At 45.1% G+C, this 22,246-nt stretch carries 22 protein-coding genes; 4 read left to right on the plus strand and 18 right to left on the minus strand.

All coding sequences use genetic code 11. The features are described 5' to 3' along the window. Window positions 1–123: 123 nt before the first annotated feature. Both lepB and AC1DE7_RS26235 read right to left on the minus strand, forming a co-directional pair. Window positions 124–708, minus strand: a complete 585-nt coding sequence (gene lepB, locus AC1DE7_RS26230) for a signal peptidase I (protein ID WP_036614252.1) — start codon at window positions 706–708, stop codon at window positions 124–126. A gap of 347 nt (window positions 709–1,055) precedes the next feature. Further along, window positions 1,056–1,481 (minus strand): GNAT family N-acetyltransferase, encoded by a 426-nt coding sequence (locus tag AC1DE7_RS26235; protein WP_017690782.1) that lies wholly within the window; start codon window positions 1,479–1,481, stop codon window positions 1,056–1,058. A gap of 420 nt (window positions 1,482–1,901) precedes the next feature. Here AC1DE7_RS26235 and AC1DE7_RS26240 point away from each other — a divergent pair, with 420 nt between their 5' ends. Then, window positions 1,902–2,513 carry a superoxide dismutase gene (locus tag AC1DE7_RS26240; protein ID WP_036614138.1) on the plus strand — a complete coding sequence of 204 codons (612 nt, stop codon included), beginning with the start codon at window positions 1,902–1,904 and terminating at the stop codon, window positions 2,511–2,513. 138 nt (window positions 2,514–2,651) lie between these two features. On the opposite strand, the gene AC1DE7_RS26245 is transcribed toward AC1DE7_RS26240, so the two are convergent. The 5 genes from AC1DE7_RS26245 to acpS all read right to left on the minus strand — a co-directional run bounded on the left by AC1DE7_RS26245 (window position 2,652) and on the right by acpS (window position 7,608). Next, window positions 2,652–4,367, minus strand: coding sequence for a DUF2326 domain-containing protein (locus AC1DE7_RS26245; protein WP_477535499.1), 1,716 nt, complete (start codon window positions 4,365–4,367; stop codon window positions 2,652–2,654). Then, window positions 4,358–4,633, minus strand: coding sequence for an ABC-three component system middle component 6 (locus AC1DE7_RS26250; RefSeq protein ID WP_477535500.1), 276 nt, complete (start codon window positions 4,631–4,633; stop codon window positions 4,358–4,360). Before AC1DE7_RS26250 ends, AC1DE7_RS26245 begins: the two co-directional genes overlap by 10 nt. Then, complete coding sequence (locus tag AC1DE7_RS26255; RefSeq protein ID WP_477535518.1) at window positions 4,572–5,546, minus strand: ABC-three component system protein; 975 nt, start codon at window positions 5,544–5,546, stop codon at window positions 4,572–4,574. Before AC1DE7_RS26255 ends, AC1DE7_RS26250 begins: the two co-directional genes overlap by 62 nt. Before the next feature lie 272 nt (window positions 5,547–5,818). Further along, the gene (gene mutY, locus AC1DE7_RS26260; RefSeq protein WP_477535501.1) at window positions 5,819–7,180 is read right to left on the minus strand and encodes an A/G-specific adenine glycosylase; all 1,362 of its coding nucleotides are present in this window, start codon (window positions 7,178–7,180) and stop codon (window positions 5,819–5,821) included. Window positions 7,181–7,209: 29 nt separating this feature from the next. Further along, a complete protein-coding gene (gene acpS / locus AC1DE7_RS26265; protein ID WP_076216711.1) occupies window positions 7,210–7,608 on the minus strand; it encodes a holo-ACP synthase in 399 nt (132 codons plus the stop codon). A gap of 250 nt (window positions 7,609–7,858) precedes the next feature. On the opposite strand from acpS, the gene AC1DE7_RS26270 reads away from it, so the two are divergent. Then, on the plus strand, window positions 7,859–8,674 hold the full coding sequence (locus tag AC1DE7_RS26270) for an alpha/beta hydrolase family protein (RefSeq protein WP_477535502.1): 816 nt from the start codon (window positions 7,859–7,861) through the stop codon (window positions 8,672–8,674). Between the two features lie 159 nt (window positions 8,675–8,833). Here the strand turns inward: AC1DE7_RS26270 and nadE are convergent, their stop codons facing one another. The 3 genes from nadE to AC1DE7_RS26285 form a co-directional block, all read right to left on the minus strand. After that, the gene (gene nadE / locus AC1DE7_RS26275; RefSeq protein ID WP_017690787.1) at window positions 8,834–9,643 is read right to left on the minus strand and encodes an ammonia-dependent NAD(+) synthetase; all 810 of its coding nucleotides are present in this window, start codon (window positions 9,641–9,643) and stop codon (window positions 8,834–8,836) included. 139 nt (window positions 9,644–9,782) lie between these two features. Beyond that, window positions 9,783–10,217 (minus strand): BrxA/BrxB family bacilliredoxin, encoded by a 435-nt coding sequence (locus tag AC1DE7_RS26280; RefSeq protein WP_017690788.1) that lies wholly within the window; start codon window positions 10,215–10,217, stop codon window positions 9,783–9,785. Between the two features lie 221 nt (window positions 10,218–10,438). Beyond that, window positions 10,439–12,115: a two-component system sensor histidine kinase NtrB gene (locus AC1DE7_RS26285; RefSeq protein WP_477535503.1), complete on the minus strand. Its 1,677-nt coding sequence runs from the start codon at window positions 12,113–12,115 to the stop codon at window positions 10,439–10,441. 213 nt (window positions 12,116–12,328) lie between these two features. On the opposite strand from AC1DE7_RS26285, the gene AC1DE7_RS26290 reads away from it, so the two are divergent. Further along, window positions 12,329–13,597 carry a BaiN/RdsA family NAD(P)/FAD-dependent oxidoreductase gene (locus AC1DE7_RS26290; RefSeq protein WP_036668236.1) on the plus strand — a complete coding sequence of 423 codons (1,269 nt, stop codon included), beginning with the start codon at window positions 12,329–12,331 and terminating at the stop codon, window positions 13,595–13,597. Between the two features lie 143 nt (window positions 13,598–13,740). Here AC1DE7_RS26290 and AC1DE7_RS26295 read toward each other — a convergent pair whose 3' ends face one another. The 8 genes from AC1DE7_RS26295 to AC1DE7_RS26330 form a co-directional block, all read right to left on the minus strand. Next, window positions 13,741–14,124 carry a hypothetical protein gene (locus AC1DE7_RS26295; protein WP_127550857.1) on the minus strand — a complete coding sequence of 128 codons (384 nt, stop codon included), beginning with the start codon at window positions 14,122–14,124 and terminating at the stop codon, window positions 13,741–13,743. A gap of 112 nt (window positions 14,125–14,236) precedes the next feature. Beyond that, entirely contained in the window at window positions 14,237–15,484 is a 1,248-nt protein-coding gene (locus AC1DE7_RS26300; protein WP_477535504.1) for an ABC transporter permease, read from the minus strand. Window positions 15,485–15,505: 21 nt separating this feature from the next. After that, window positions 15,506–16,237 carry an ABC transporter ATP-binding protein gene (locus AC1DE7_RS26305; protein ID WP_477535505.1) on the minus strand — a complete coding sequence of 244 codons (732 nt, stop codon included), beginning with the start codon at window positions 16,235–16,237 and terminating at the stop codon, window positions 15,506–15,508. A 96-nt stretch (window positions 16,238–16,333) separates the two neighbouring features. Next, window positions 16,334–16,501 carry a hypothetical protein gene (locus AC1DE7_RS26310; protein ID WP_315373176.1) on the minus strand — a complete coding sequence of 56 codons (168 nt, stop codon included), beginning with the start codon at window positions 16,499–16,501 and terminating at the stop codon, window positions 16,334–16,336. A 2-nt stretch (window positions 16,502–16,503) separates the two neighbouring features. After that, window positions 16,504–16,767 carry an AbrB/MazE/SpoVT family DNA-binding domain-containing protein gene (locus AC1DE7_RS26315; protein WP_315373177.1) on the minus strand — a complete coding sequence of 88 codons (264 nt, stop codon included), beginning with the start codon at window positions 16,765–16,767 and terminating at the stop codon, window positions 16,504–16,506. Window positions 16,768–16,916: 149 nt separating this feature from the next. Continuing rightward, window positions 16,917–18,341, minus strand: a complete 1,425-nt coding sequence (locus AC1DE7_RS26320; RefSeq protein WP_477535506.1) for a hypothetical protein — start codon at window positions 18,339–18,341, stop codon at window positions 16,917–16,919. Window positions 18,342–18,390: 49 nt separating this feature from the next. Next, window positions 18,391–19,740 (minus strand): hypothetical protein, encoded by a 1,350-nt coding sequence (locus AC1DE7_RS26325; RefSeq protein WP_477535507.1) that lies wholly within the window; start codon window positions 19,738–19,740, stop codon window positions 18,391–18,393. Between the two features lie 207 nt (window positions 19,741–19,947). Then, window positions 19,948–21,279 carry an MFS transporter gene (locus AC1DE7_RS26330; protein WP_282319496.1) on the minus strand — a complete coding sequence of 444 codons (1,332 nt, stop codon included), beginning with the start codon at window positions 21,277–21,279 and terminating at the stop codon, window positions 19,948–19,950. A gap of 347 nt (window positions 21,280–21,626) precedes the next feature. Between AC1DE7_RS26330 and AC1DE7_RS26335 the strand changes: the two genes are divergently transcribed. Further along, window positions 21,627–22,088, plus strand: a complete 462-nt coding sequence (locus AC1DE7_RS26335; protein WP_017690799.1) for a MarR family winged helix-turn-helix transcriptional regulator — start codon at window positions 21,627–21,629, stop codon at window positions 22,086–22,088. Window positions 22,089–22,246 lie beyond the last annotated feature (158 nt).

Raw genomic sequence — 22,246 nt, forward strand, 5'->3', positions numbered from 1 at the left:
CGCCTCACGGTAAGAGGACAGGCGTTAATTTCTATATATGCCTTGCATACTTGAATTCAAACGGAACGAACTCTATATGGTTTAACGCAAAATGCAGTCTGAAGTTGTTGTCCTGTAAACATTTTACAATTTCTTCAATTCAGAAAACGGCCAGAAAATAAATTCAGCCTTGCCTACAATCTGGTCGGATGTAATACTGCCAAACACTCGGCTATCCTTACTTTTGCCTTCATGACGATTATCCCCCATCACGAAGAAATGATCCGGCTCCAAGGTGATTGGGCCAAAATCTGGGTCCTGCACCTCAATATCGGTGTACGTTTCCGCTTGTTGCTCGCCGTTCACATATAGATGGTGATCCCTAACTTCAATTGTATCTCCCGGAAGTCCAACGATCCGTTTCACCAGAAAATCCTTCTTCTCCACACCTTCGCTTGGATCACGAAGTACGATCACATCTGATCGGGAAGGATTACCCAGATGGTATACGATTTTGTTGACGAAAAGGCGATCTCGCTCAACCAGTGTCGGCTGCATGGACTGTCCCTTGACCATTGACAGATTAAACACAAACAGGTTCAGCAGCATCATAATTACAAAAGCAACAACAATCGTTTTGACCCAGTCCCACAGCTCGACAACCCAGGATTTCCCCGGTTGTTCAGGCTTTGACGGTTCATTTCGTTGCTCGGAAGTCACATGTTCCATTGAATGATTATTGGAATTCAAAGGGACACCTCATTTATTAAATAGTTGAATTAAACTTGTAACATGGTAACCATACTCCCTTTCAGTCTACTCCATTTGGGAGAGTGAAACAATTGGTTATGAGCACCAATACCTTGGTTATCGTGAATACAGCCGGGATAGTCAGGGTGATTTAAATAGAATTCAGGGACTCCGAAGCATGTTCAGAAAATGAGGAAACCAGAGGAATATGACGTGAAGAACACTCATATAAATAGAAAGGCACATCCCTCACGTTCTTACACGTTAAAGAGATATGCCTAATATGAAATGAAAATCTTTTTTTTATTTCTTTTTAAACATGCAAACTAAGCTTTGGACAAAATACTAAGAGTCTGGAAAGCGCTCATAATCTGATTGGCACCGTAACCCATTGCTTCATATAGAGGCATGGCTACTTTGTTGTGCTCATCACCCGCCACCCATACTTGGCTGACTTTACGCTGCTGGAACCGCTGTTCCATAGCCTCGACAAGTGTTTTGCCGACTCCACGGCGACGATAGTCTGGATGTACCGCAATACGGTAGATACAACCCTGGTTGTGATCAATCGTACCGATCAAAGCGCCTACGAGGTCTCCCTCTTCTTCCGCAACCATGATCAGGTCAGAATCCCATGACAATTGACGGGCAAACGGGCCCATTGTGTTCTCATAACACTCTTCCGATAGTGCAACCTGGAGAAGCTCCGTCATCTGGCTTGCATCACTCAACTGAAAGGAACGAACGTGCATGTCTTAAATCTCCCTTTTCGTTAGCTTAGATGAGGTTTTTTACAAAAAGGGAATCCCTTTTTACCAAAAACCCAATGTTCATATAATGACAAAAAACGAGAAAATACCGCTTCTTCGTCAATTAAACCATACTTTTCTCCATAAAACACGCATTTTCTTTTGAAAGCGCTTAATTGTAACCGTTTACATACGAATATTAAACTTTTCATCTATTTAAACGCCTGAAAACACATAAATAGTTGCATAAAGGGTAAAATATGTTTGTTATCTCTGGCCCATCATTAGATCAACGCTTCGGGGGACTTAATAAACAAAAATGTTGCTTAATTAGCTCGAATGCGGTTTAATATTAGTGGCAAGGGTATTATTACATATGTACCTGTTTTCAAAAAAACCTAAAATCTCAGGAGGTATTTCATTATGACTTTTCAATTACCAGCACTTCCTTACGCTAACGACGCACTGGAACCACATATCGATGCAAAAACGATGGAAATCCACCACGATCGCCATCACAATACTTATGTAACTAACTTGAACGCAGCTCTGGAAAGCGCTCCTGAACTGCAAGAAAAAAGCTTGGAAGATCTGATTGCTAACCTTGACAGCGTACCTGAAGGCATCCGCACAGCGGTTCGCAACAATGGTGGTGGACATGCTAACCACAGCCTGTTCTGGGAAATCATCGGACCTAACGGCGGCGGCGCTCCTACAGGCGATATCGCAGCAGCTATCGATAGCGAACTGGGTGGCTTTGATAAATTCAAAGAAGATTTCGCTAAAGCAGCTACAACTCGCTTCGGTTCCGGCTGGGCTTGGCTCGTAGTTGGTAAAGATGGCAAGTTGTCCATCACTAGCACACCTAACCAAGACAGCCCTCTCTTCGAAGGTCTGACTCCGGTTCTGGGTCTGGATGTATGGGAGCACGCTTACTACCTGAACTACCAAAACAAACGTCCTGACTACATCGCCGCTTTCTGGAATGTAATCAACTGGGATGAAGTGAACAAACGTTACGCTTCTGCAAAATAAGACTGTTAGTTCAAATTCAAAAAAGCCCAACATGGTATATTTTCCATGTTGGGCTTTTTTACTTCCTAAATCCATATAATCCATGAATCTCACAGTAGCAAAAAAATAAACTGCTATTTAAGTCACTTATGTTTTCTCTTACTCAATTTTGAAGAGTTTTTCACTCTGTGACAATTGAACTACGAAATATCGTTCATCCTTAAGTGCAAGTGGTAGTTTATCTTTGAGAATTGAAGTAACCATCTGCATACTTTTATCCTCAATATATTTAGAAACATTTAATAACTGATTATCATGCATAAGTTCTTTTTTATCATTGAGTAAAAAATGTAAAGTTGGTATGCTCTCTGAGTCAGCAAACATTATATAAGCTAAGTCAAAACATAGTATTTCACCTTGCTTTTTCCCAGAACTTAAATTGGCATTAAAAGCAGTGAATTTATATAGTGGTTGATTGTTCTTATTATTAACAATGTCGTGTTTTAATGCATATTTTTCTCCATACAATTCATTCGAAATTGCAGCAAAGAATTTGTTAAACTTATTCATTTGATTTTTTACAAACTTCTCAAAATCTTGAGAGAATATCATTCCATCAAGAGATTTTAATCTAGTATTATAATTTTCTATATTAGATTCCACTTCTTCAATTTGTGAAATTATGCTCTCGTACTCACCTTTCCTTCTATACATTTCATTAAGTTCATTAAGTAATTTCTCCAATTCTGAAAACGAATCACTTTTCGCAACAATCTCAGTTAGTTCTTGTTCCTTTGCTAGTAGATCCTGCATTTTTTTTGTTTCTTGATCAATTTTCAACTGAAGATCCGGAAGTTCTTTTGTTACAAATTTTTTCTTTTCAAATATCATCTTATTATGATAAGTTAGTAATTCTTCAAATGACCTTTGAATTGGACCAATAAGATCGGTGGCCTGATCATAAATAAATTTGAGCTGTTGAACATCAATTTTTGAAACATCTGTATCAAGTTCTTCGATTGTTTCTATAATTAATTCTTTCCGAATCTTATGATTTCCCAGGACAGAACTTGTTCGATTAATCCGATATTTTATATTGTTAAGTTCCTCGAAATCCCTCTCATAATTTTCATTAATATTAAACTTTTTTTTAGCATCATTTAAATCATTAATCTCAGAGTCAATTAAAGAAAGAGCTGCCTCGTAAGCATTTTTAGTTTGAAATTTTTCTAGCCTGTTCTTATAAGTTTCTTCTTGCTTAAGCTTATGAAGGAGTACTTGTTTATCCTCTCCCCCTTCAAAATCACAGCCTAATAAGAACAGATATAGAGTTTCGTATTCGGCATCTGTTGTATAGCGGTCTAACGTCTTAGTGGTGTTATTAATGCTATGGTCACTATATCTAATATTATGAGAAATAATCTGTCTAAATGTCGGTTTACTATGTTTGTGATGTGGGAATAAAAGTTCCATTAATTTATTAAAAAATTCATCTTCTGTTAATTGTTTTCCGTCTATCCGACGGATAATTTTGTTTCTCTGCAGAAAATTCCTCTCAATTTTTATTTCTTTTGAATCTTTTTTATCTAAGTCTTCTTTTAAAACAAGTGTTACTATCACTTCATTGTTAATTAAAAAGTCTTTAACGACTGCGTAGGTATCCTTCTTAGACTCGGTATCCGAATAAACAATAGCCGGTTTTGCTCCTAAACAAACATCAATTAGTTTTAGAACCGTTGTCTTACCAACATTATTTCCAGTGCTTTTCGAGTCATCACTCGGTGTCTCATCCACAATTAAATTGAGTCCCATATGAAATTCAATATTACGTATAATCTCACCAAAAGAAGAGATTATCAATGTCTTTAAGAACATAACTGTACATCTCCCCTACTATTTAGTTCCGCTACTCCTATTAGATATAGCCAATCCAAACATAAAATATAGACTGGAAAAGATATTTTTTTACGATTAATTACATTCTCGTATAAATCAAGAATACTTTGAGTTGAGTTATTGTGTAACTGTTCTAATAAAAAGGAAGAGATATAATATATGCTATGGTCAGGATGAATGTTGTCAGGAAGTAACATAAATATACCCCTCCGGATTATTAAAAATTTTACAACGAACGAATGCATCCACTACCAAAATATTTATACAAACGTCTAATTCCTCATATGGTATTTCATTACACTCATTGTTGCTTTTTAAATACTTATGGATTTCATCAATTACACCAAAAAAAGTTTGATCTGAGCTATATTTCCCCTCGTTACACAATCTCATATATCTACCTCGAATAAATTGAAGAACAGATAAACTCTTATTTTTACCTTCCAGGTCATACTGCTTGTATTTGGTATCCAATTTCACGTGATGAATAACATAATCATGGATAATCATACCAGCGGTATTAAGCTCATTAAATTGGATCTTACTTTCGACATCAAAACTTTTCTTTACAGAAATATCGGCACTATTGAGGTCTTCCTTTGACAATACATTAATTATAGTCGCCAAATTCGAATCTAACTTAATAATGCTGGGCTCCTGTCCTAATTCTTTTTTTATAAATTCATATACATGAGCCTGTTCATCAATATCAATTGAAGAAAAATATTTTAAGATACTTACAATATCTAGAATATCTTTTGTTGGAGAAAATTCAAGACCATACGGATTATCAAATGTCTGTTTTCTTAAATTAGATGCATCTTTAGAAATAGAAATAAACTTAAAACGATAAGATGAATGATTTTTCAAGTACTCTTTATTTAGTGAATTTCTAACTTTCGCTGGAGTACATGTTGCAGAGACTTGAACTACAATTTTATTATCTTCATCGAGTAAATCAATCCCTTCAACATTTTGTTCAGAAACATTCAAATTTTTCAGTTTCCAACCATAAAGTAGATTTACAAAATGCATGTAGAAATCTTCAGAGTGCAGATGAAGATCCAAAATATTTAATCTCCCTCTGACACTGATTCTTGTTGCTAAATGAGACAATTTATCTTCTATGTAATCAAAATGCTGAGACCTATTCACCATAACCATCCTTTCTTGCTAGTACTATAAAAGAGTTATATACCTATCCCTTTTCTACTTACCTTTTCTTATTATAGCATTTGCGTCTAGTTCCTAGCATAGTGTCAAATGATCGTGATGAAACAGACTATTAAAAATCTATAAAAAAAGTAAATTTAATACAAAAGGAAACACCACCCAGTTAATGGTAAGGATGGTGTGGTTTTATTGATCCTTTATAAGTAGTATGAAACTTTACTCAGGTCTTCGATTTGCTAGAACTGACATTAAATCTTTCAATTTTTATCATAAGCCCCGGCAAAATAACTGCTGATCAGCTTCAGGAAGATATTCGGGAATGCCATCTTGTCCATATCTTCCGGACCGATCCAGCGGTAGGTCAAGCCATCGCCTTTACCTGTCAGTGTCGGAGTGCTCAGCGCTAGGTCACTAACATCAGATGATGACATCAACATCTCTCCATCGTTAAGCGATGTTGAGATGTTCTGCGCATTAGGCGTGCCTGGCTCCGATGAATGCGTCGTGTCTGACTCAGGTGACACAGCTGATGATGAGGCTGTGCCCTCCCTTGTTGCCGCCTGTGCATCGTAGGCGGCTCTGGCTTCCGCTGCGATCAGCGGAAGCTCACTGCTCTGGTCCTGCTCGGTACACTTGTACACCTGCAGGCTCCAGACAATGTGGCTGAACACATGCTCCGCATGGGTAGCCAGCCCTTCCGGGCGGGCAGCGAAGCCTTCCGCCCATAGACTGCCGGCCAGCAATGCCATGGCCGGCTCATCCGCCAGCGGCGCCGCCTTCTTGCTGGCTGCGGCGGGCGCCGCGAGCACATGCGGCAGCTCCCACATACGGGCCAATAGGCCCGTGTCTGGGCGCTGGCGCACAAGCACTTGGCCGCGATGAGCACCGCGGCCCTCCACAATCGCGACCAGCCGCTGCTCAGGGCGCGGCGGCTTCGCCTTGGTCTTGACCGGCAGTGTAAGCTCTCTTCCGGCGATGCGGCCGGAACATTGCTCCATGACCGGGCAAGTCAGGCAGTGCGGCGCTTTGGGGGTACATACCAGCGCGCCAAGCTCCATCAGCGCCTGATTGAAATCACGCGCCCGCCCTTCCGGAATGAGCTCTCCTGCGAGCTCTTCCATCAACACCCGGGTGCTGCCCTTCATAATGTCCTCATCGATGAGGAAGTATCGGGACAGTACCCGCATGACATTGCCATCTACCGCAGGCTGCGGCTGGTTGAAGGCAATGCTGAGAATGGCCCCGGCCGTGTAGGGGCCAACCCCTTTTAATGCAAAGACAGCCGGCTTGTCCTGCGGCATCTCGCCTCCGTGTAGCTCCATGACTTGTCTCGCGGCTGCCTGAAGATTACGTGCACGGGAGTAATAACCGAGTCCCTCCCAATTTTTCAACACATCCTCTTCGGGTGCCTCCGCTAACGCTTGCACGGTCGGGAAATTTCCGATAAAACGATTGAAATACGGAATTACCGTATCTACCCGAGTCTGCTGAAGCATAATCTCCGATACCCATGTGAAATACGGATTGTTGTGGCGACGCCACGGCAAATCCCGTCGGTTGACCATATACCAGTCCAGCAAATTCACGCTGAAATGTTGTTTCTGTTCCTGTAAACCCATATTTCCGTCCTCTCCTATTGCCAAGCTAACTACTTTTCCATCTGCTCCACGATCGCAAAGGCCGCTGCCAATTCCGTCTGATGCGTAATACTCAAATGAATGTCATATTGCTTATCATATGGCAGCTGCAGACGTTCCCAGGCTTGACTGGACAGCGAGGCCACGGGACGTCCTGTCCCATCAGGCAGCACTTCAATGTCAGTGAAGCCCATGACACCACCAATACCGCAGCCAAATGCCTTAGACACCGCTTCTTTAGCTGCAAATCGACCGGATACAAACTCCGTCATACGCTTCCCTCGACGAACTGCGATCTCCCGCTCTGCTGGCGTTAAAATTCGTTTCAGAAAAGCTTCCGCATGGCGACCGGACAGTAACTTCCGCATACGTCCAATCTCCAGCACATCATTACCTATGCCATATATCATCAACGCTTCACCCGCTTAATCTTTTATACTGTAAGAGGTTATTCAAAAAGTCCCATCTTCTTGGTACTGAAAACCGCTCTTTTTGAACCTTCATTGTAAAAGATCTCCATTCAATCACATGATCCGTAACTCTCCGAACACGTATTCTATTGTAGCAGGAGGGGCGATCAGAAGCGAGTACCTATCCGCATTACCATATATGCTAAAATATGAATTAGGAATCGTCTGAAATTCTTAGGAGGTCTGAATAATGCCCATAACTTTTGAATTGCCCACTGACGTAGATGCGATCATTCGCGGGGACTTTTTCCCTGCACAACAACCCGCTCAAGGTGTTATCGTTCTGTCTCACGGATACAAAGGCTTCAAAGACTGGGGCATGTTCCCCTATGCAGCTTCACAGCTAAGCCAGACGCATCATGTGCTGACCTTTAATTTCTCTCACAACGGTATCGGCGAATATCTGGAGCAATTCTCTGAACTTGAAAAGTTCGCAGTGAATACCTACAGCCGGGAGCTTGCCGATCTGGCCCTGGTATTGGAACATGTGGCTACACAACCTGAACTCACTGGACTTCCTGTATACCTGGTTGGTCATAGCCGCGGTGCAGGCGTAAGTCTCGTCTATGCACTGGATCATCCCGAGCAGGTGGCAGGTGTCATCTCCTGGAATGGCGTAACCAATCTGGATCTCTTCACAGCGGAGCAAAAAGAAGAAATGCGTACGCATGGCCGTAGCCATGTCGTTAACGGACGAACAGGCCAGCAGATGCCACTGGACGTGGCTATTCTGGAAGACCTGGACAAGCATAGCAAACGTTACGCTATCATTGACCGCTTGGCTTCTTCAACTTTGCGAGTCGCACTCATTCAGGGAACAGAAGATCCCCAGCGTCTGCGGGACGGTTCTGCCGCACTGGTTCAAGCCCGCCCTGATATCCCATGGCACCAGGTACCTGAAGGGAATCACACCTTTAATACGGTACATCCATTTAAAGAAACCACTCCGCAACTGGAGCAAGCCATCACCCAAACCCTGCAACAGATCAAAGACTGGAATAGTTAACTCATCTTTAATATAGTAATCACCTGGATTTTTGCGGTTTCTTGCTCCACATAACAAAAGAGTCACTGCGTGAGCAGTGACTCTTTTGCATTCCCTAAGAGGGACGTTATTTCAATGTTGGTGTTAACAGCCTATATCAATCATGCTCATTCATCCGTATTAGATACCAGGAATGGCATTGCGTTTGTGATGTGTACGCGTATAGAACGCTTCAAGACGCTCTTGTGCAGCCGGATCGATCTGTTTGCCTTCGAGATAGTCGCTGTTCGCTTCATACGAAATTCCCAGCTCATCTTCGTCCGTCTGACCTTCCCATAGCCCTGCTGATGGTGCTTTGTCCAAAACAGCCTGTGGAACGTTCAGATATGCTGCCAACTGGCGTACCTGACGTTTGTTCAGGGTGCTCAGTGGTGTGATATCCACAGCACCGTCGCCCCATTTGGTATAGAAGCCTGTAATGGCTTCAGAAGCGTGATCCGTACCTACAACGAGCAAGTTCTCTTCAAACGAAAGCGCATATTGCATAACCATACGAGTTCTCGCTTTGACATTACCTTTGCCTTGGTGAGTCATATGACGTGGGCTACCCAAGGATTTGAAACCTTGCTCCACCTCCAGCGCAATCTCGTTAACTGCATCTTCGATATTGGTTTCCACGACATGCTTCAGATCGTATGCTTTGGCTACAGCGTAGCTGTGGTCGATATCGGATTGTTCACCATAAGGTTGGAACACACCAAGCGTTTTGTACTCTTGGTTGTTCTCTTGCGTAAGCTCGTCCGTCGCTTTTTTGCAAAGCGCCGTAGCCACTGCACTGTCAATACCGCCGCTGATCGCAATCAGCAAACCCTTTGCACCCGCATTTTTCACATACGTCTTCAGAAAATCAACACGCTTGCGTACTTCCTCTTCTTCATTAATGCTTGGTTTAACCTTCAATTCAGCGATGATCTGTTGTTGCAAACTCATCGTTCACACACCCCGTTTCTAAATGAATGAAATTTGATGTCCAGCTTGAAAGGTCCGAATGGTTCAATAACCTTATCTATCCAAAATGAAACGCCCCGGCATCGGTGATCCGAAGGGCGGGGCGTTCTATTGGAGCGAATTAACGGCAGTAACGGTCAAATGCACTTTTGAGATCAGCCGCAATATCCTCTGCAGAACGGTCTTCCACTTGATGACGCTCGATAAAGTGAACGAGTTCGCCGTCTTTCATCAGAGCGATGGACGGTGAAGATGGAGGATACGGTGCAAAGAATTCACGTGCTTTTGCAGTTGCTTCTTTGTCCTGACCAGCAAATACAGTGTACAGGTGATCCGGTGTAATATCGTGTTGCAGTGCTTGGGACACACCTGGGCGACATTGACCTGCGGCACATCCGCATACAGAGTTAATGACAACCAGCGCTGTTCCTTTTGCATCCGGAAGACTTGCTTCCACTTCTTCAGGAGTACGCAACTCCTGGATTCCTAGACGAGTTAAATCATCCCGCATCGGTTGAACCATATCTTTCATGTATTGATCAAATGACATCGACATTCGGCTTCACTCCTTATAAATGGTTGTTCTATGATCTCGATAGAATTAAAGGCCAATTACTCTCCAAAACAACGTTACATTCATATCGAACATTATGGATGTAATGATGTGCTATTCCTATTATACATCCATAAGCAATGAAAGCAAGATTCAGAAACCGCCTGCGGAAAGGCTTCTTCCATAATATTATGTCTCAATGTCTGGCAATATATGCTGAATGACTAACGTTCAAATGCCACTTTGAAGGTTGTGCCCTGGCCTTCCTCCGATTCCACAGTAATGGTTCCATTATGTCGTTCCACAATACTCAGGCACATGGACAATCCAAGTCCGGTTCCCTTGGCTTTTGTCGTATAGAAAGGTTCAAACAGCTTTTCCTTCTTCACTCTGGGTAAACCAGGTCCTGTGTCACGTACACACAGTTCCACCTTATCATCCACTATCCGCGTCTCCAGCGTAAGCACACCCTTCTCATTCATGGCTTCCATCCCGTTACGGGCCAGGTTCAACACCACCTGTTTGATTTCCTTAGAATTGAGATGCAGCTTTGGCACATTATGGGCCAACATGAGTTCTATACTCTGACCACGCAGGTTCGCATCCGCCCATAACAACGGACTGAGTTCATGGATGATATCGTGCAGCTGGGATTCTTCTTTCTCGGCAATACGATTCTGAGCCAAAGACAAGAAATCATTAATGATACTATTGGCCCGGTCCAGCTCTTCCAGAACGATCCGGTAATAGTGATCGAGGGAATCAGGACTCTTTTCCTGCATGAGTTGAAGAAAGCCACGTACAACCGCCATTGGATTACGCACCTCATGCGTAATGCTTGCAGCCATCTGCCCCACCAGACTGAGACGATCCACATTATCCAGTTCACTTCGCAACATCTCAAGCTCCGTGATATCCTGGATGATCAGCATGGCTCCTGTAACTTCTCTCGCAGACTCTGTTGAAAAGGCATAAATCGGTACGGTTCGGGATTGAAATACGTGTGCACCGTAACGAACGGTCAACCCACTAATCTCACCATGAACGACGGCTCTGCGAATGCTTTTATCCATCTTGTCCGCCTGACCTTGTTCAACAAATTGACTGGCAGGCTGTCCAATGAGATCAGGCGTGGAGGTACAAGGTAGCTGCTCCCTTGCCGTTTGCTCCATCATCTCATTGACAAACATCACTGTGCCTTGTTTATCTACGGTGGCAATGGAGAGAGGCACTGCGTTCAGAATCTGATGAAGTTTCTCCGTTTCGGCTATGTATCGCTGGTGGACTTCCGAGAGATGCTGCTCCAGCCCGCGATAGTGTTTCATCCGTTCCAGCCATAGCAGACTCAGACTGCCCGCAACAATGGCTCCAGCGGTATATCCAAGTGCTGTAAGTATCATGTAGGTCGCAGAGTATGTGGATTCATTCTGGAGGGATGCGATCCATAACAGACTCGTTACAATCAGTTCCATTGTAATCAGGATGATGAGGATCGCCATTTTGCGTGAAGGTGTATTATGCTTGAATCGTTTGGCAGACAACCATACAATAGGATAGAGAAGAATGCCCGTATGAAGGAGAAATCCGTACAGATCATAGGGATGCGCAAAAAGAAAATAGAAGAGAATATGTAGAATGGACAGCGTTACGCCAATAGCGGACTTACAATACAAAATAACAAGTATCACAGGTACGATGCTTAATGATATGGGTACGGCCACCGGGCTTGCATAGAGCGCAAACAGCAGACACAATAACATGCTCAGGGCACTTGTCACAGCAAAACTGGTATGAACAGTTCCGGCATGTTCCATTCTGGCAATAGCCCGCTTGGAGAGTACCAGGCGGAATAAGGGAATCAGAAATACCGCCGACCCTGCCAGCAGTACTTGTAAAAGCATGTCCTTTAACGCAACCACAATGCCATCTCCTCCTCTGCCTGCACATTCCCTCATGTATTTCTGATTAAAACATAGGCGACAGTATATTACAATATATCCCTTAAGACTGCGCAATAGAACTGCTCATAACTCCATTATATTTCAGAAAAAGCCAGGAGTAGACACATTTTTCGTAAAACAGACAAAATCAATGAAAAAAGAGGGTAATAACATATGTATGATGTCATTGTAATTGGTGGTGGATCTGCGGGCCTGATGGCTTGCGTTGCTGCTGCCGAGCATGGAGCCTCCGTGCTTCTGCTGGATAAAGGAGATCAACTGGGTCGTAAACTCGGCATCTCTGGCGGAGGTCGATGCAATGTAACCAATGCCAAGGAAACGGATGAACTCATCCGACATATTCCGGGTAATGGACGCTTTTTATATAGTTCGTTTCAAAATTTGGACAACCAGGGAATCATGCGTTTCTTCGAGAATCTCGGAATTGCCCTGAAAGAAGAAGACAACGGCAGAATGTTCCCTGTAACCGATAAAGCGAAAACAGTTGTGGATGCGCTGGTTGGCAAAATTGTCTCCCTCGGCGTTGAGATTCGCACCAAAGAACCGGTCAAGGAAATTATTCAGAATGGTCAGCAGATACAAGGTGTTAAATTGATATCCGGTAAAACCATTCTTGGGCGCTCTGTCATCATCGCTACCGGCGGCAAGTCCGTACCCCAAACGGGATCTACCGGAGATGGTTATCCTTGGGCTGAGGCTGCGGGTCACACGATAACGGAGTTATATCCGACCGAAGTGCCCATTGTGTCTGGAGAGAGTTGGATTCAGTCTAAAGAACTGCAAGGTTTGTCTTTAAGGGATATCGCTCTATCCGTAGTAGATGCCAAAGGAAAAACAGTCATCTCTCATCGCGGGGATATGATCTTCACGCATTTTGGCGTGTCAGGACCGGTTGCACTGCGCTGCAGCCAATTTATCCGCAAGGTTCAGATGAAGTCTGGAAACCCACAGGTCATTATGAGCATTGATCTGTTCCCGGAACTGTCCTTAGGTGCATTAGAAGCACAGGTGCAACAAGTATTGGAACAAGAGTCCCGCAAAGCTGTCAAAAATATTTTAAAAACATGGGTTCCTGAACGTATGATTCCCTTAATGATGAAACGGGCAGAGATCAGCGATGACCTCACGTTCCACCATTTCCCCAAAGGTATGTTAAGCAACTTGTGTGGGCTAATGAAAGCTTTTACCTTCCGTGCAGACGGAACAAGATCGCTCAAAGAAGCCTTTGTTACTGGGGGAGGAATCCACTTAAAGGAGATATACCCAAAAACAATGGAATCCAAGCTGCTGCCTGGACTATTCTTTTGCGGTGAAGTTTTGGATATTCACGGCTACACCGGAGGGTATAATATCACCGCTGCATTCTCCACGGGATATACGGCTGGCATGCATGCGGCTGAATATAAACACGTTACATCATAATAGTGTATTACACCTTTTAACCCGATAATGAATTAGCTCAGATGCCAAAAACCCCGATATCCACTATTGTGGACGATCGGGGTTTTTGGGCATTGTTCCATTTTAGAAAAATTGGCTCGAACTGCTCTTAGCTTGTGATGCTTCTATGCTTTCACACTGCCTGAGAATCCATCAGCCGAATCATCGTATGTTGGGTCATCGCTATAGTTATGTCTGCCTTGCTCCGTCTGGCTTCCCTGGTTTTGGCTCGCATAACCCTCATTCCAGTCTTCATTCACGAGATGAGCCGGAATCGATATATTCTGAAACTGATCCAGCTCTTCCGTTTGCGAGGCAAATACGGCACTTCCTCCATGAGATTGTACAATCTCTACGGCAGACTGAGGATCTTGGCGATCTGTAGGGATGTACAGTTCCAGCGGCCCGGACTGATACGGCTTATATCCCAACTCCTCCAAGGTTGCCCTGGCGGCATTCAACGCTGAATCGTCTGAGAAGTGCACCTGTAGTTCGCTATTATCCATCATCGTCTCTTCCTCCTTGCTACAGCTAATCTCTCATCATCCATAGATGAGATTCTTCTTCTATAGCATGGTCAGTTATAGCGCACGATATGCTCCGAATTAGAAAGGAATTCCTTTAGCCCCGGGTCAGCCGGACCCATCCGGCAATAGATAAGACACAGAGTCCGAAGGCCACCGCACCTGCAGCTGTCAGAATACCGACGATCCAGCCGAGCCAGGCCAACCCCAGCGTGAATCCCATAAGAATACCAATCGGGATGAACAACATCCGAACCATCATTGAACCTGCAAGATGCAGCGCCTCCGTGTCATACGTTATAAGCTGAACATAGTCGGACGTGGCAAAAACATCCCAGGAACGATAAAACATCACCGTCAACATGATGATTAATAACGCACACACAATGACATTGACCGGAAAAGGTGGTAATGCAACTGCTGCGATGGATAGTCCGCCAAGCTGCAGATACAATTTCATCGTGGCCGAGTTTCGGAAAAATGCCTTGAATGCAATCTCCGCTGTCCGATTCGCGATGGAACGATTACGTAACAGTTTACGCGGTTTACGGAAGATGATGGACCGTGTTCGTGGGGCTTTCGGCTTGCTCACCGCCCGGCTTAACATTAGAGCTGTAAGCTGCAGCCTGCTCCGCAGATCCTCCCGCACATCCCCTTCAAACGTTCCCTTCATCAATAGCCTCATCTGTCCAACTGTAATTAGAAGAAGCATGATAATTACGATTCCAAAACTGATTTTCCACGTCTGTCCATGCATCCATGATGTCGCATGAATGGTCATGTAACCTATGCCAATGACGAGAGGGATCATCTGAATCCAGCGTCGCCATCCAGTATGTCGAACCTTCGTCATATGTAGTGTTATGGCTTGGAATGAAGCTACCGCACCAAACCAGACAGCCATAAGTGCAATCTGGAGATTCGACATCTCATAGACACGGGACCACAGGGGTGCTGTCAGCGCTGTAATCAGGATCATTTTGCCCAGATGTTGCAGACAGGACCGGTAGAGCCCTTGCCTCATTAGCGTTCGCATCCACAACGGTCTTGATTTCAAAAACAATACATCCGCTTCCTCCACAAATATCAACACACCACCGGTAAGCATAACCACGTCGATCAGCCCAGTCAGTACGGGGAGCGGTAATCCTGTCGCCCATGCAGGCAGCGGTTTGGTCCACAGACTCGTGTACCATCCAATCAGATAGAGCAGACCCGGAACAAGCAGGTATACCCACACTGTCCAATCCACGACGAGTCTGAGATTTTTCATCTGTTCCTTGAAATGCTCTTTGCGTCTTCGTCTGTATAAACGAAGTGGGGTATAACGCTGGGAAGTTTCCATTCTCTCTCACCCTCTCTCTATCTAAGACGTCAGTACATCAAAACAGTCAAACAAAGAGGCTTCCGGCAATCCTGCCACTTCACGGATCTCATCCAATGTTCCCTCGGCAGCAGATCTGCCCGAAGCAATCAGAATAAACCGGTCGCAGATTCGTTCAGCGGTATCCAGTACATGCGTAGACATAAGCACACCCGCGCCGCGGCGACGTTCATCATCAAGTAATTTTAGAAAATCCTTGGTTGCACGAGGGTCCAGTCCGATGAACGGCTCGTCCACAATATAAATATCCGGCGAAGACAGAAATCCGATCATCAACATCATTTTCTGCCGCATGCCCTTTGAGAAACTGGCTGGAAGATCATTCCGAACGTGGTCCATACCGAAACGAACCAACAGTTCCTCCGCTCGGGCAACAAAAGCTTCTTCCTCCATTTCATACGCCGCTGCGGCCAGATCAAGATGTTCCCATAGTGTCATATATTCATAAAAAACCGGTTGCTCCGGGATATAGGCATAACGACCATCTCCCCCAATCGTCACTTCATAGTTCGCATGTTCCAGCAGACCAAGAAGCGTTTTGATTGTGGTACTTTTGCCCGCACCATTGGGTCCGATAATACCCACCAGTTCTCCTCGCGCCACATTCATTCGAATATTGCGTATGGTTGATTGTCCCGGCTCGTATCCTGCCTCTGTAATATGTACGTCCAATATGGACTCCTGTACTTCCGTGCTTTTATATTCCGTTTCCATATCATTCACTCCCTGTTCTGATCAGGTGTTTATTTCATTCTTTATGTTTTATTGTAATCGAGTTGCGGGCTGTGTGTTTGATCATTTTGAGCATTTCTATATAGATGGGTAGGCTTCGTTACCAAAAGCTGGTGATTGTGCTCTTACAACCGCAGATTCAAGCAGATCAGAATCTTTAACTCCAATCTGCTCTCCAGGACTGTAACGCTTAATCATAGCGACGTTGATCGCAATAACCTCTTGAATACTCAAATACCGGGTCATGATCATCTGTCCTTGAGACCTTTCAAGGTTTGATCATATTCACCCATCACATCAGCCAATGTATCCATAAAATCACTACTGATTCCGTTAGGCAAATTAACTTTTGCAGACTTTTTAATAATAATCTCCCCATTGGACTGATTTACTTCGATTTGAACCATATCGCCTTGCTCAAGACCAATTTGTTTGAAGGCATCCGTCATTTTTAATCCAAGACTATTACCGAATTTAGTTACTTTTCGTTCCATCTCACTCACCCTATTCATTCATTAATCCCCACTAGTTGTACCATTCAACTGTTATAACAATAACACTGAAACTTTTGTCTATTTGCATATTATTTCAAATTTTATAATAAAAAAGAAGCAGGGGTTCCGGAGCCCCTGCTTCTTCATATTACAATGAAAATCTCATATTACCGATTTGTCTCCACCACAAGAGTAGTTTCATTCTCTGCATCTGCATCCACGTTCAGATCCAGTGCGCCGCGGCTTTCGCTCGCAGTGCTACTGTTTACGTTACGCTCACGGTCATTCACGCTATTGTTGCGTTCGGATTGAGTCCATGTCGCACTCTCTCCTTCGGCTTTGGCGTTCAGCCCCAGATCCAGTGCTCCGCGGCTTTCGCTCGCATAGCTGCTGCTGTCGGTACGCTCACTGTCATTCACACTGTTGTTGCGTTCAGATTGAGCCATCGTTGCACTCTCTCCTTCGGCATTCACGTTCAGACCGAGATCCAGTGCGCCACGGCTTTCGCTCGCAGTGCTACTGTTCGTGTTACGCTCGCCGTCTTTCACGCTGTTAGTGCGTTCAGATTGAGCCATCGTTGCACTCTCTCCTTCTGCTTTTGCGTTAAGACCTAGATCCAGTGCTCCACGGCTTTCGCTCGCAATGCTACTGTTTACGTTACGCTCACGGTCATTCACGCTATTGTTGCGTTCGGATTGAGTCCATGTCGCACTATCTCCTTCTGCTTTCGCGTTCAGACCCAGATCTAGTACACCGCGGCTTTCGCTCGCATAGCTGCTGTTCGTGTTACGCTCTCTGTCTTTCACGCTGTTGCTGCGTTCAGATTGAGTCCATGTCGCACTCTCTCCTTCTGCTTTTGCGTTCAGACCAAGACCCAGTGCTCCACGGCTTTCACTCGCGTAGCTGTTGTTTACGTTACGCTCACGGTCATTCACGCTGTTGCTGCGTTCAGATTGAGTCATCGTTGCACTCTCTCCTTCGACTTTTGCATTCAGACCGAGATCCAGTGCGCCACGGCTTTCACTCGCATAGCTGCTGTTCGTGTTACGCTCGCTGTCTTTCACGCTGTTATTGCGTTCAGATTGAGTCCATGTTGCACTCTCACCTTCGGCATTCACGTTCAGACCGAGATCCAGCGCTCCACGACTTTCACTCGCATAGCTGCTGTTTACGTTCCGATCATCGCCGCCTCGTGAATAGTCGCTCATCGTTGTACCTTCTCCCGACACATTGGCATTCAGGCCAAGGCCCAGCGTGCCAGAACTGTTACGCTCAGCAGTGTGATTGGAAGAACGATCATTGTATCGGTTTATGCTCTCTGAGGATAAGCCGGCATTAAGGCCAAGATCCAAATTCAATGCTCCAGTTGCACTGGATGAACCTCCGTAGCTACCATGGTTTCCGTAACCTGTGTCACGGTGTCCTGACAGAAGAGATCCCAGTTCCAGGCGCAAACCTGCATTTAGATCCAGATTGCCACTGCTGTTATTGCTATAGCTATCTGCATAAGTTACCTGCGAAGCTCCCAGCAATCCAGCTACCAAAGTACCCGACAATACCGACAATTTTACCCAACGATTCACTTTTTTCATGATTATATACACTCCTTCTCAATTTTGGTTGAATTAACGCCATTGTTGCCTAAGAGAAAGAGGTATATTGCGGCGGCCGCCCCGGCGGTGCCTGTGACCATTGACTGAACCCATCGAGCCGTTCCATTCGGAAGGCAAAATCGTAATCTGGCGTAACCAGACCCGTTGTTGCTCCCGGAAGTGCAGCGGCTGGAGCGGTTGCTCCACCTCCAGTTACACCGGACGAACCGGAGCTTGTCCCGGCGGAAGCATTAGCTGCTCCGGGAGAAGTTGCTGCAACAGACCAACTGGTTGGTCGTTCTGTGCGAGGCTGCAATGGAGATGTTGCATCGACATCATCTTGTTTCAGATTGGCTTCCTGGTTACTCTGCACTTGTTCAGTGACAGCTGGTTTAGCAGCTGTCTGATCTACGAGGAATAACTCGTTATCGGGAAAACCTGCATTAACATCGGAATCCTGCGTCAGATCGGTTACTTCCACAGGCAATGCCTGCGGGACAACAGGTTGTTCTGGACGTACTTCTGGTTCCGAGGCGACTTCAATCACTTTGCCCGTAACCTGTACTGCGTCTTGTCCTTCCTCGTTGTTCTGAGATGAGACAGGATTTGCGAGCGCACTCGTATTGGAAGTTTCAACATTCGGTGTTTTGACGAGCGTCGGCTTTTCCGGAGTGACTACAGGCGGTTCCGGCTTCACACTTGGAATCTCCACCTTTTCCTGATCAGGATTGAGTTCAGCGGATACGTCTACAACTGGAACTTCTGCTTTCACAGAAGGCAACTGTACATATCCCTTACTCAGATCCACACGGGATGAAGAGATATTGACCGAAGTAACTTCAGGTACATCCACCTTCACGGAAGGCAATTCAACCTTACCCTGCCGAAGATCTGTTTTCACAGCAGACGTCTCTGCCTTGATCACCTCGGGTACCTCTGCGGTAACGCCAGGCAAGGAAGCTGTACCTTCGTTGAGGTTCACCTGACTGCTTGATACATCGGCTTTGATCACCGGTGTATCCGCCTGTACAGACGGCAGTTCGACGGTTCCCTTCTTCGCATCAATCCCAATCTCTGATGTTCCGGCCGATCCAAGCGGTGTATCTACTTTCAGCTCAGATACACTCAGCTTACCTGTCGATTCATTTCCTTTGATCGACGGAACTTCAACATCCAGCAGTGGTGTGGATACCGATACTGACGGAGTCAGGTTCAACCCGCCATCCGAATCACGTGAAAACAAACTGAGCGACAATCCGCTGGAAGGTTTTTCAGAAGATACCTGAGCCTCGTCTGCGTATACATGTGATGATCCAAACCCCAGCATCAAAGTCCCGGCAAGTATAGCCAGTGGTATGCTTCCAAGACGCACAATCGATTTTGGTAACTTTACATTCAAGTTGCTTCACCCCCTTTCCGCTAATGCGTTGGTGGGACAAGGCATATGAGTTTTCCCCTAGGAATAATTAGAATACAGGGATTTCTGCCTGTTCCTCATTAAACGTGAAGGCGTTTACTCAAACGCTTTATAATCATAAACTTAAAATTTGAAGTAAATTCAAACCTTCATTTCAACTGTTCTAACCTGAGCAGATCCGGCCTGTTTTCAGTCGCCTGCAATCATGGTCTTGGCTTCAATGGAGCCAGTCAAATCGGCTTTTTCCCCGCTACGTTTCATCAAATAAATCAAACCAAGCAGGGTCAGCAAAATGCCTGAACAGACAAAAGCCGGCACTACACCAAATGAGGTGACCATAAATCCGCCTACCACCGGGCCCATAATATTACTGGCTGTCATCACGCTGCCTACCGTTCCAAATACCCTGCCTGTCATCGCCTCAGGTGTTTGTTCCTGCAACAGGATCTGAAAGGGGACAATCGCAAACCCAATTCCGACACCTGCCAGGGCAAAGAGGGATACTAACAACAGATTGGCACCTAGCCCGGCGTGCGGCCAAATCCCAACAATAACTCCGGCTCCGCCGATAACCAGACCCATAAGTGTGGTACCCAGACCCATTTTCAAAACATGCCCTGCATGCTTCCACTTCCGTACACTCATCGCTGCAATTAATGTACCTGCGCCACTTGCTGCCACGCACCATCCCAGCAGATCAGTTGAAATTCCGGGAAGTTGTCTGAATAACACCACAGTCTGTGAATCGGCAAATTGCAGAAAAAGTATGGCTGAAGCAAGCAAGATCAGAGACGTTCCTACATGAGGGAGAGATGCGAGCATGCGGATACCCTCAAGTGTTTCTTTCCAAAAAGAGCCTTTTGAGCGGTTGCGAACATCCCCAGCTGTCTCTTCCTCTACTTCTGTTACGTTATGAATTGCGGTTTGGATCACCCGAGTTCCAGGAATCCACAATAAAATGATGCCGGAGATAAGAAAAGACGCTGAATCGAGAACAAAACACCAGGTAATTCCAAAGGCGGCTACCAAAAGTCCGCCAAGCGCCGGACCAATAATTTTGGACATCTGTTCAATCACCGAGCTGATGGATACAGCTTGGGCAAGGTGTTCGCGAGGTACAATTTCCTTCAGCTTTCCGTTTTTGGCCGGAGAGAAGATTACATCAAACAGGGATTTGAGGACAAGCAGTATGTAGACGTGCCAGATCTGATCAGCAAAAATTAACGCACCCACGATGATGATCCGTGCACCATCGGCTACAATCATCAGCCATTTTCGGTTCAGGCGATCTGCAAGCGTGCCTGCGAATGGCCCTGTCAACAGAATGGGTAGTGCTGCGGAAAGTGTGACAAATGTAATCTCCCATGGCGTTGCATTCCAGCGGATACCCACGAGGGTCAGAATTGCGAGCAGATGCAGCCAATCACCCAGATTGGAAATGGCCTGTGCCACCATCAATGTTACAAAAGATCGGTTATTCTTCAGCGGTCGTTGTCCTTCAAACGTTAAATCACTTGTCATCCTTCTTCTCCTCCATTATATTCCAATTCATAGTATGAACTCATTATATAGAGCAGCCCTTGACTCGACCTCCTGCCAGAGGCGGAGAAAAAGCGACATCTGAAGGATAATTTTTCAGCATGACGAATGATCAAATTTTAAATGCTAAAAATGCAAATCTTGTGACATATCGCATGTTTTTCGTAGAAATAGAAGTTTACAATTAAACTATGGCGACAACCTGAATCGTCAAACATAACTAACCAACTCATATAAGTTGAAATACTCTTTTACATGAACAGCATAACGGAGAGGACCCCTCTTCATCATTTCAACTTATAAAACTAATCTGAAAAGGCGGGATCAGCATGCTGGAATTACAAGAAATCGGAACCGAACGTTCACTTCATCTGTACCGCACCTTGGCCCAGACATTCAAGAGCGTGAATGAACACGCTGTATCCGGAAGCAAAGTGCATGGCTTCAACCCCACCGCATACGGGGTGCTCGAAGTGTTATATATGAAAGGAGCTCAGCCGATTCAACAGGTTGGCGCACAACTTCTGCTGCAAAGTGGTAATGTGACCTATGTGATCGATAAGCTGGAGCAAAAAGGATTGTTACACCGCAAACATTGTCCGCAAGACAGACGTATCATCTTTGTGGAACTGACCGAAGAAGGACAGCGCACCATGGATGACATCTATCCAGGCTATGCGTTGAAGATTGATCGGGCGGTAAGTGGACTAAGTGAGGAAGACAAGGAATTGCTGTCCGAACTCTTGGGAAGGCTTGCACATTCCGCAGACCGTTTATCAGCGAGCAGCTAGAGCGTATCTTAAAACCTGTCGAAAGCGGGAGCGTAACTGAATGTTCTGGAGCAGATATGGAGCGGGAGCGCTAACGCTAACGAACCTGTGACGTCTTATTCAGGGGTTTGAAGCGCTCGCAGCATTTTAAGGAATCTGACACACGCTATCTTTGAATA

It is taken from the genome of Paenibacillus sp. 10L310, from assembly GCF_056395745.1.

Coding starts and splice junctions, on each gene's coding strand:
- lepB (WP_036614252.1), bottom strand. CDS start 708: ATGGAACATGTGACTTCCGAGCAACGAAATGAACCGTCAAAGCCTGAA.
- AC1DE7_RS26235 (WP_017690782.1), bottom strand. CDS start 1,481: ATGCACGTTCGTTCCTTTCAGTTGAGTGATGCAAGCCAGATGACGGAG.
- AC1DE7_RS26240 (WP_036614138.1), top strand. CDS start 1,902: ATGACTTTTCAATTACCAGCACTTCCTTACGCTAACGACGCACTGGAA.
- AC1DE7_RS26245 (WP_477535499.1), bottom strand. CDS start 4,367: ATGTTCTTAAAGACATTGATAATCTCTTCTTTTGGTGAGATTATACGT.
- AC1DE7_RS26250 (WP_477535500.1), bottom strand. CDS start 4,633: ATGCATTCGTTCGTTGTAAAATTTTTAATAATCCGGAGGGGTATATTT.
- AC1DE7_RS26255 (WP_477535518.1), bottom strand. CDS start 5,546: ATGGTGAATAGGTCTCAGCATTTTGATTACATAGAAGATAAATTGTCT.
- mutY (WP_477535501.1), bottom strand. CDS start 7,180: ATGGGTTTACAGGAACAGAAACAACATTTCAGCGTGAATTTGCTGGAC.
- acpS (WP_076216711.1), bottom strand. CDS start 7,608: ATGATATATGGCATAGGTAATGATGTGCTGGAGATTGGACGTATGCGG.
- AC1DE7_RS26270 (WP_477535502.1), top strand. CDS start 7,859: ATGCCCATAACTTTTGAATTGCCCACTGACGTAGATGCGATCATTCGC.
- nadE (WP_017690787.1), bottom strand. CDS start 9,643: ATGAGTTTGCAACAACAGATCATCGCTGAATTGAAGGTTAAACCAAGC.
- AC1DE7_RS26280 (WP_017690788.1), bottom strand. CDS start 10,217: ATGTCGATGTCATTTGATCAATACATGAAAGATATGGTTCAACCGATG.
- AC1DE7_RS26285 (WP_477535503.1), bottom strand. CDS start 12,115: ATGCTTTTACAAGTACTGCTGGCAGGGTCGGCGGTATTTCTGATTCCC.
- AC1DE7_RS26290 (WP_036668236.1), top strand. CDS start 12,329: ATGTATGATGTCATTGTAATTGGTGGTGGATCTGCGGGCCTGATGGCT.
- AC1DE7_RS26295 (WP_127550857.1), bottom strand. CDS start 14,124: ATGATGGATAATAGCGAACTACAGGTGCACTTCTCAGACGATTCAGCG.
- AC1DE7_RS26300 (WP_477535504.1), bottom strand. CDS start 15,484: ATGGAAACTTCCCAGCGTTATACCCCACTTCGTTTATACAGACGAAGA.
- AC1DE7_RS26305 (WP_477535505.1), bottom strand. CDS start 16,237: ATGGAAACGGAATATAAAAGCACGGAAGTACAGGAGTCCATATTGGAC.
- AC1DE7_RS26310 (WP_315373176.1), bottom strand. CDS start 16,501: ATGACCCGGTATTTGAGTATTCAAGAGGTTATTGCGATCAACGTCGCT.
- AC1DE7_RS26315 (WP_315373177.1), bottom strand. CDS start 16,767: ATGAATAGGGTGAGTGAGATGGAACGAAAAGTAACTAAATTCGGTAAT.
- AC1DE7_RS26320 (WP_477535506.1), bottom strand. CDS start 18,341: ATGAAAAAAGTGAATCGTTGGGTAAAATTGTCGGTATTGTCGGGTACT.
- AC1DE7_RS26330 (WP_282319496.1), bottom strand. CDS start 21,279: ATGACAAGTGATTTAACGTTTGAAGGACAACGACCGCTGAAGAATAAC.
- AC1DE7_RS26335 (WP_017690799.1), top strand. CDS start 21,627: ATGCTGGAATTACAAGAAATCGGAACCGAACGTTCACTTCATCTGTAC.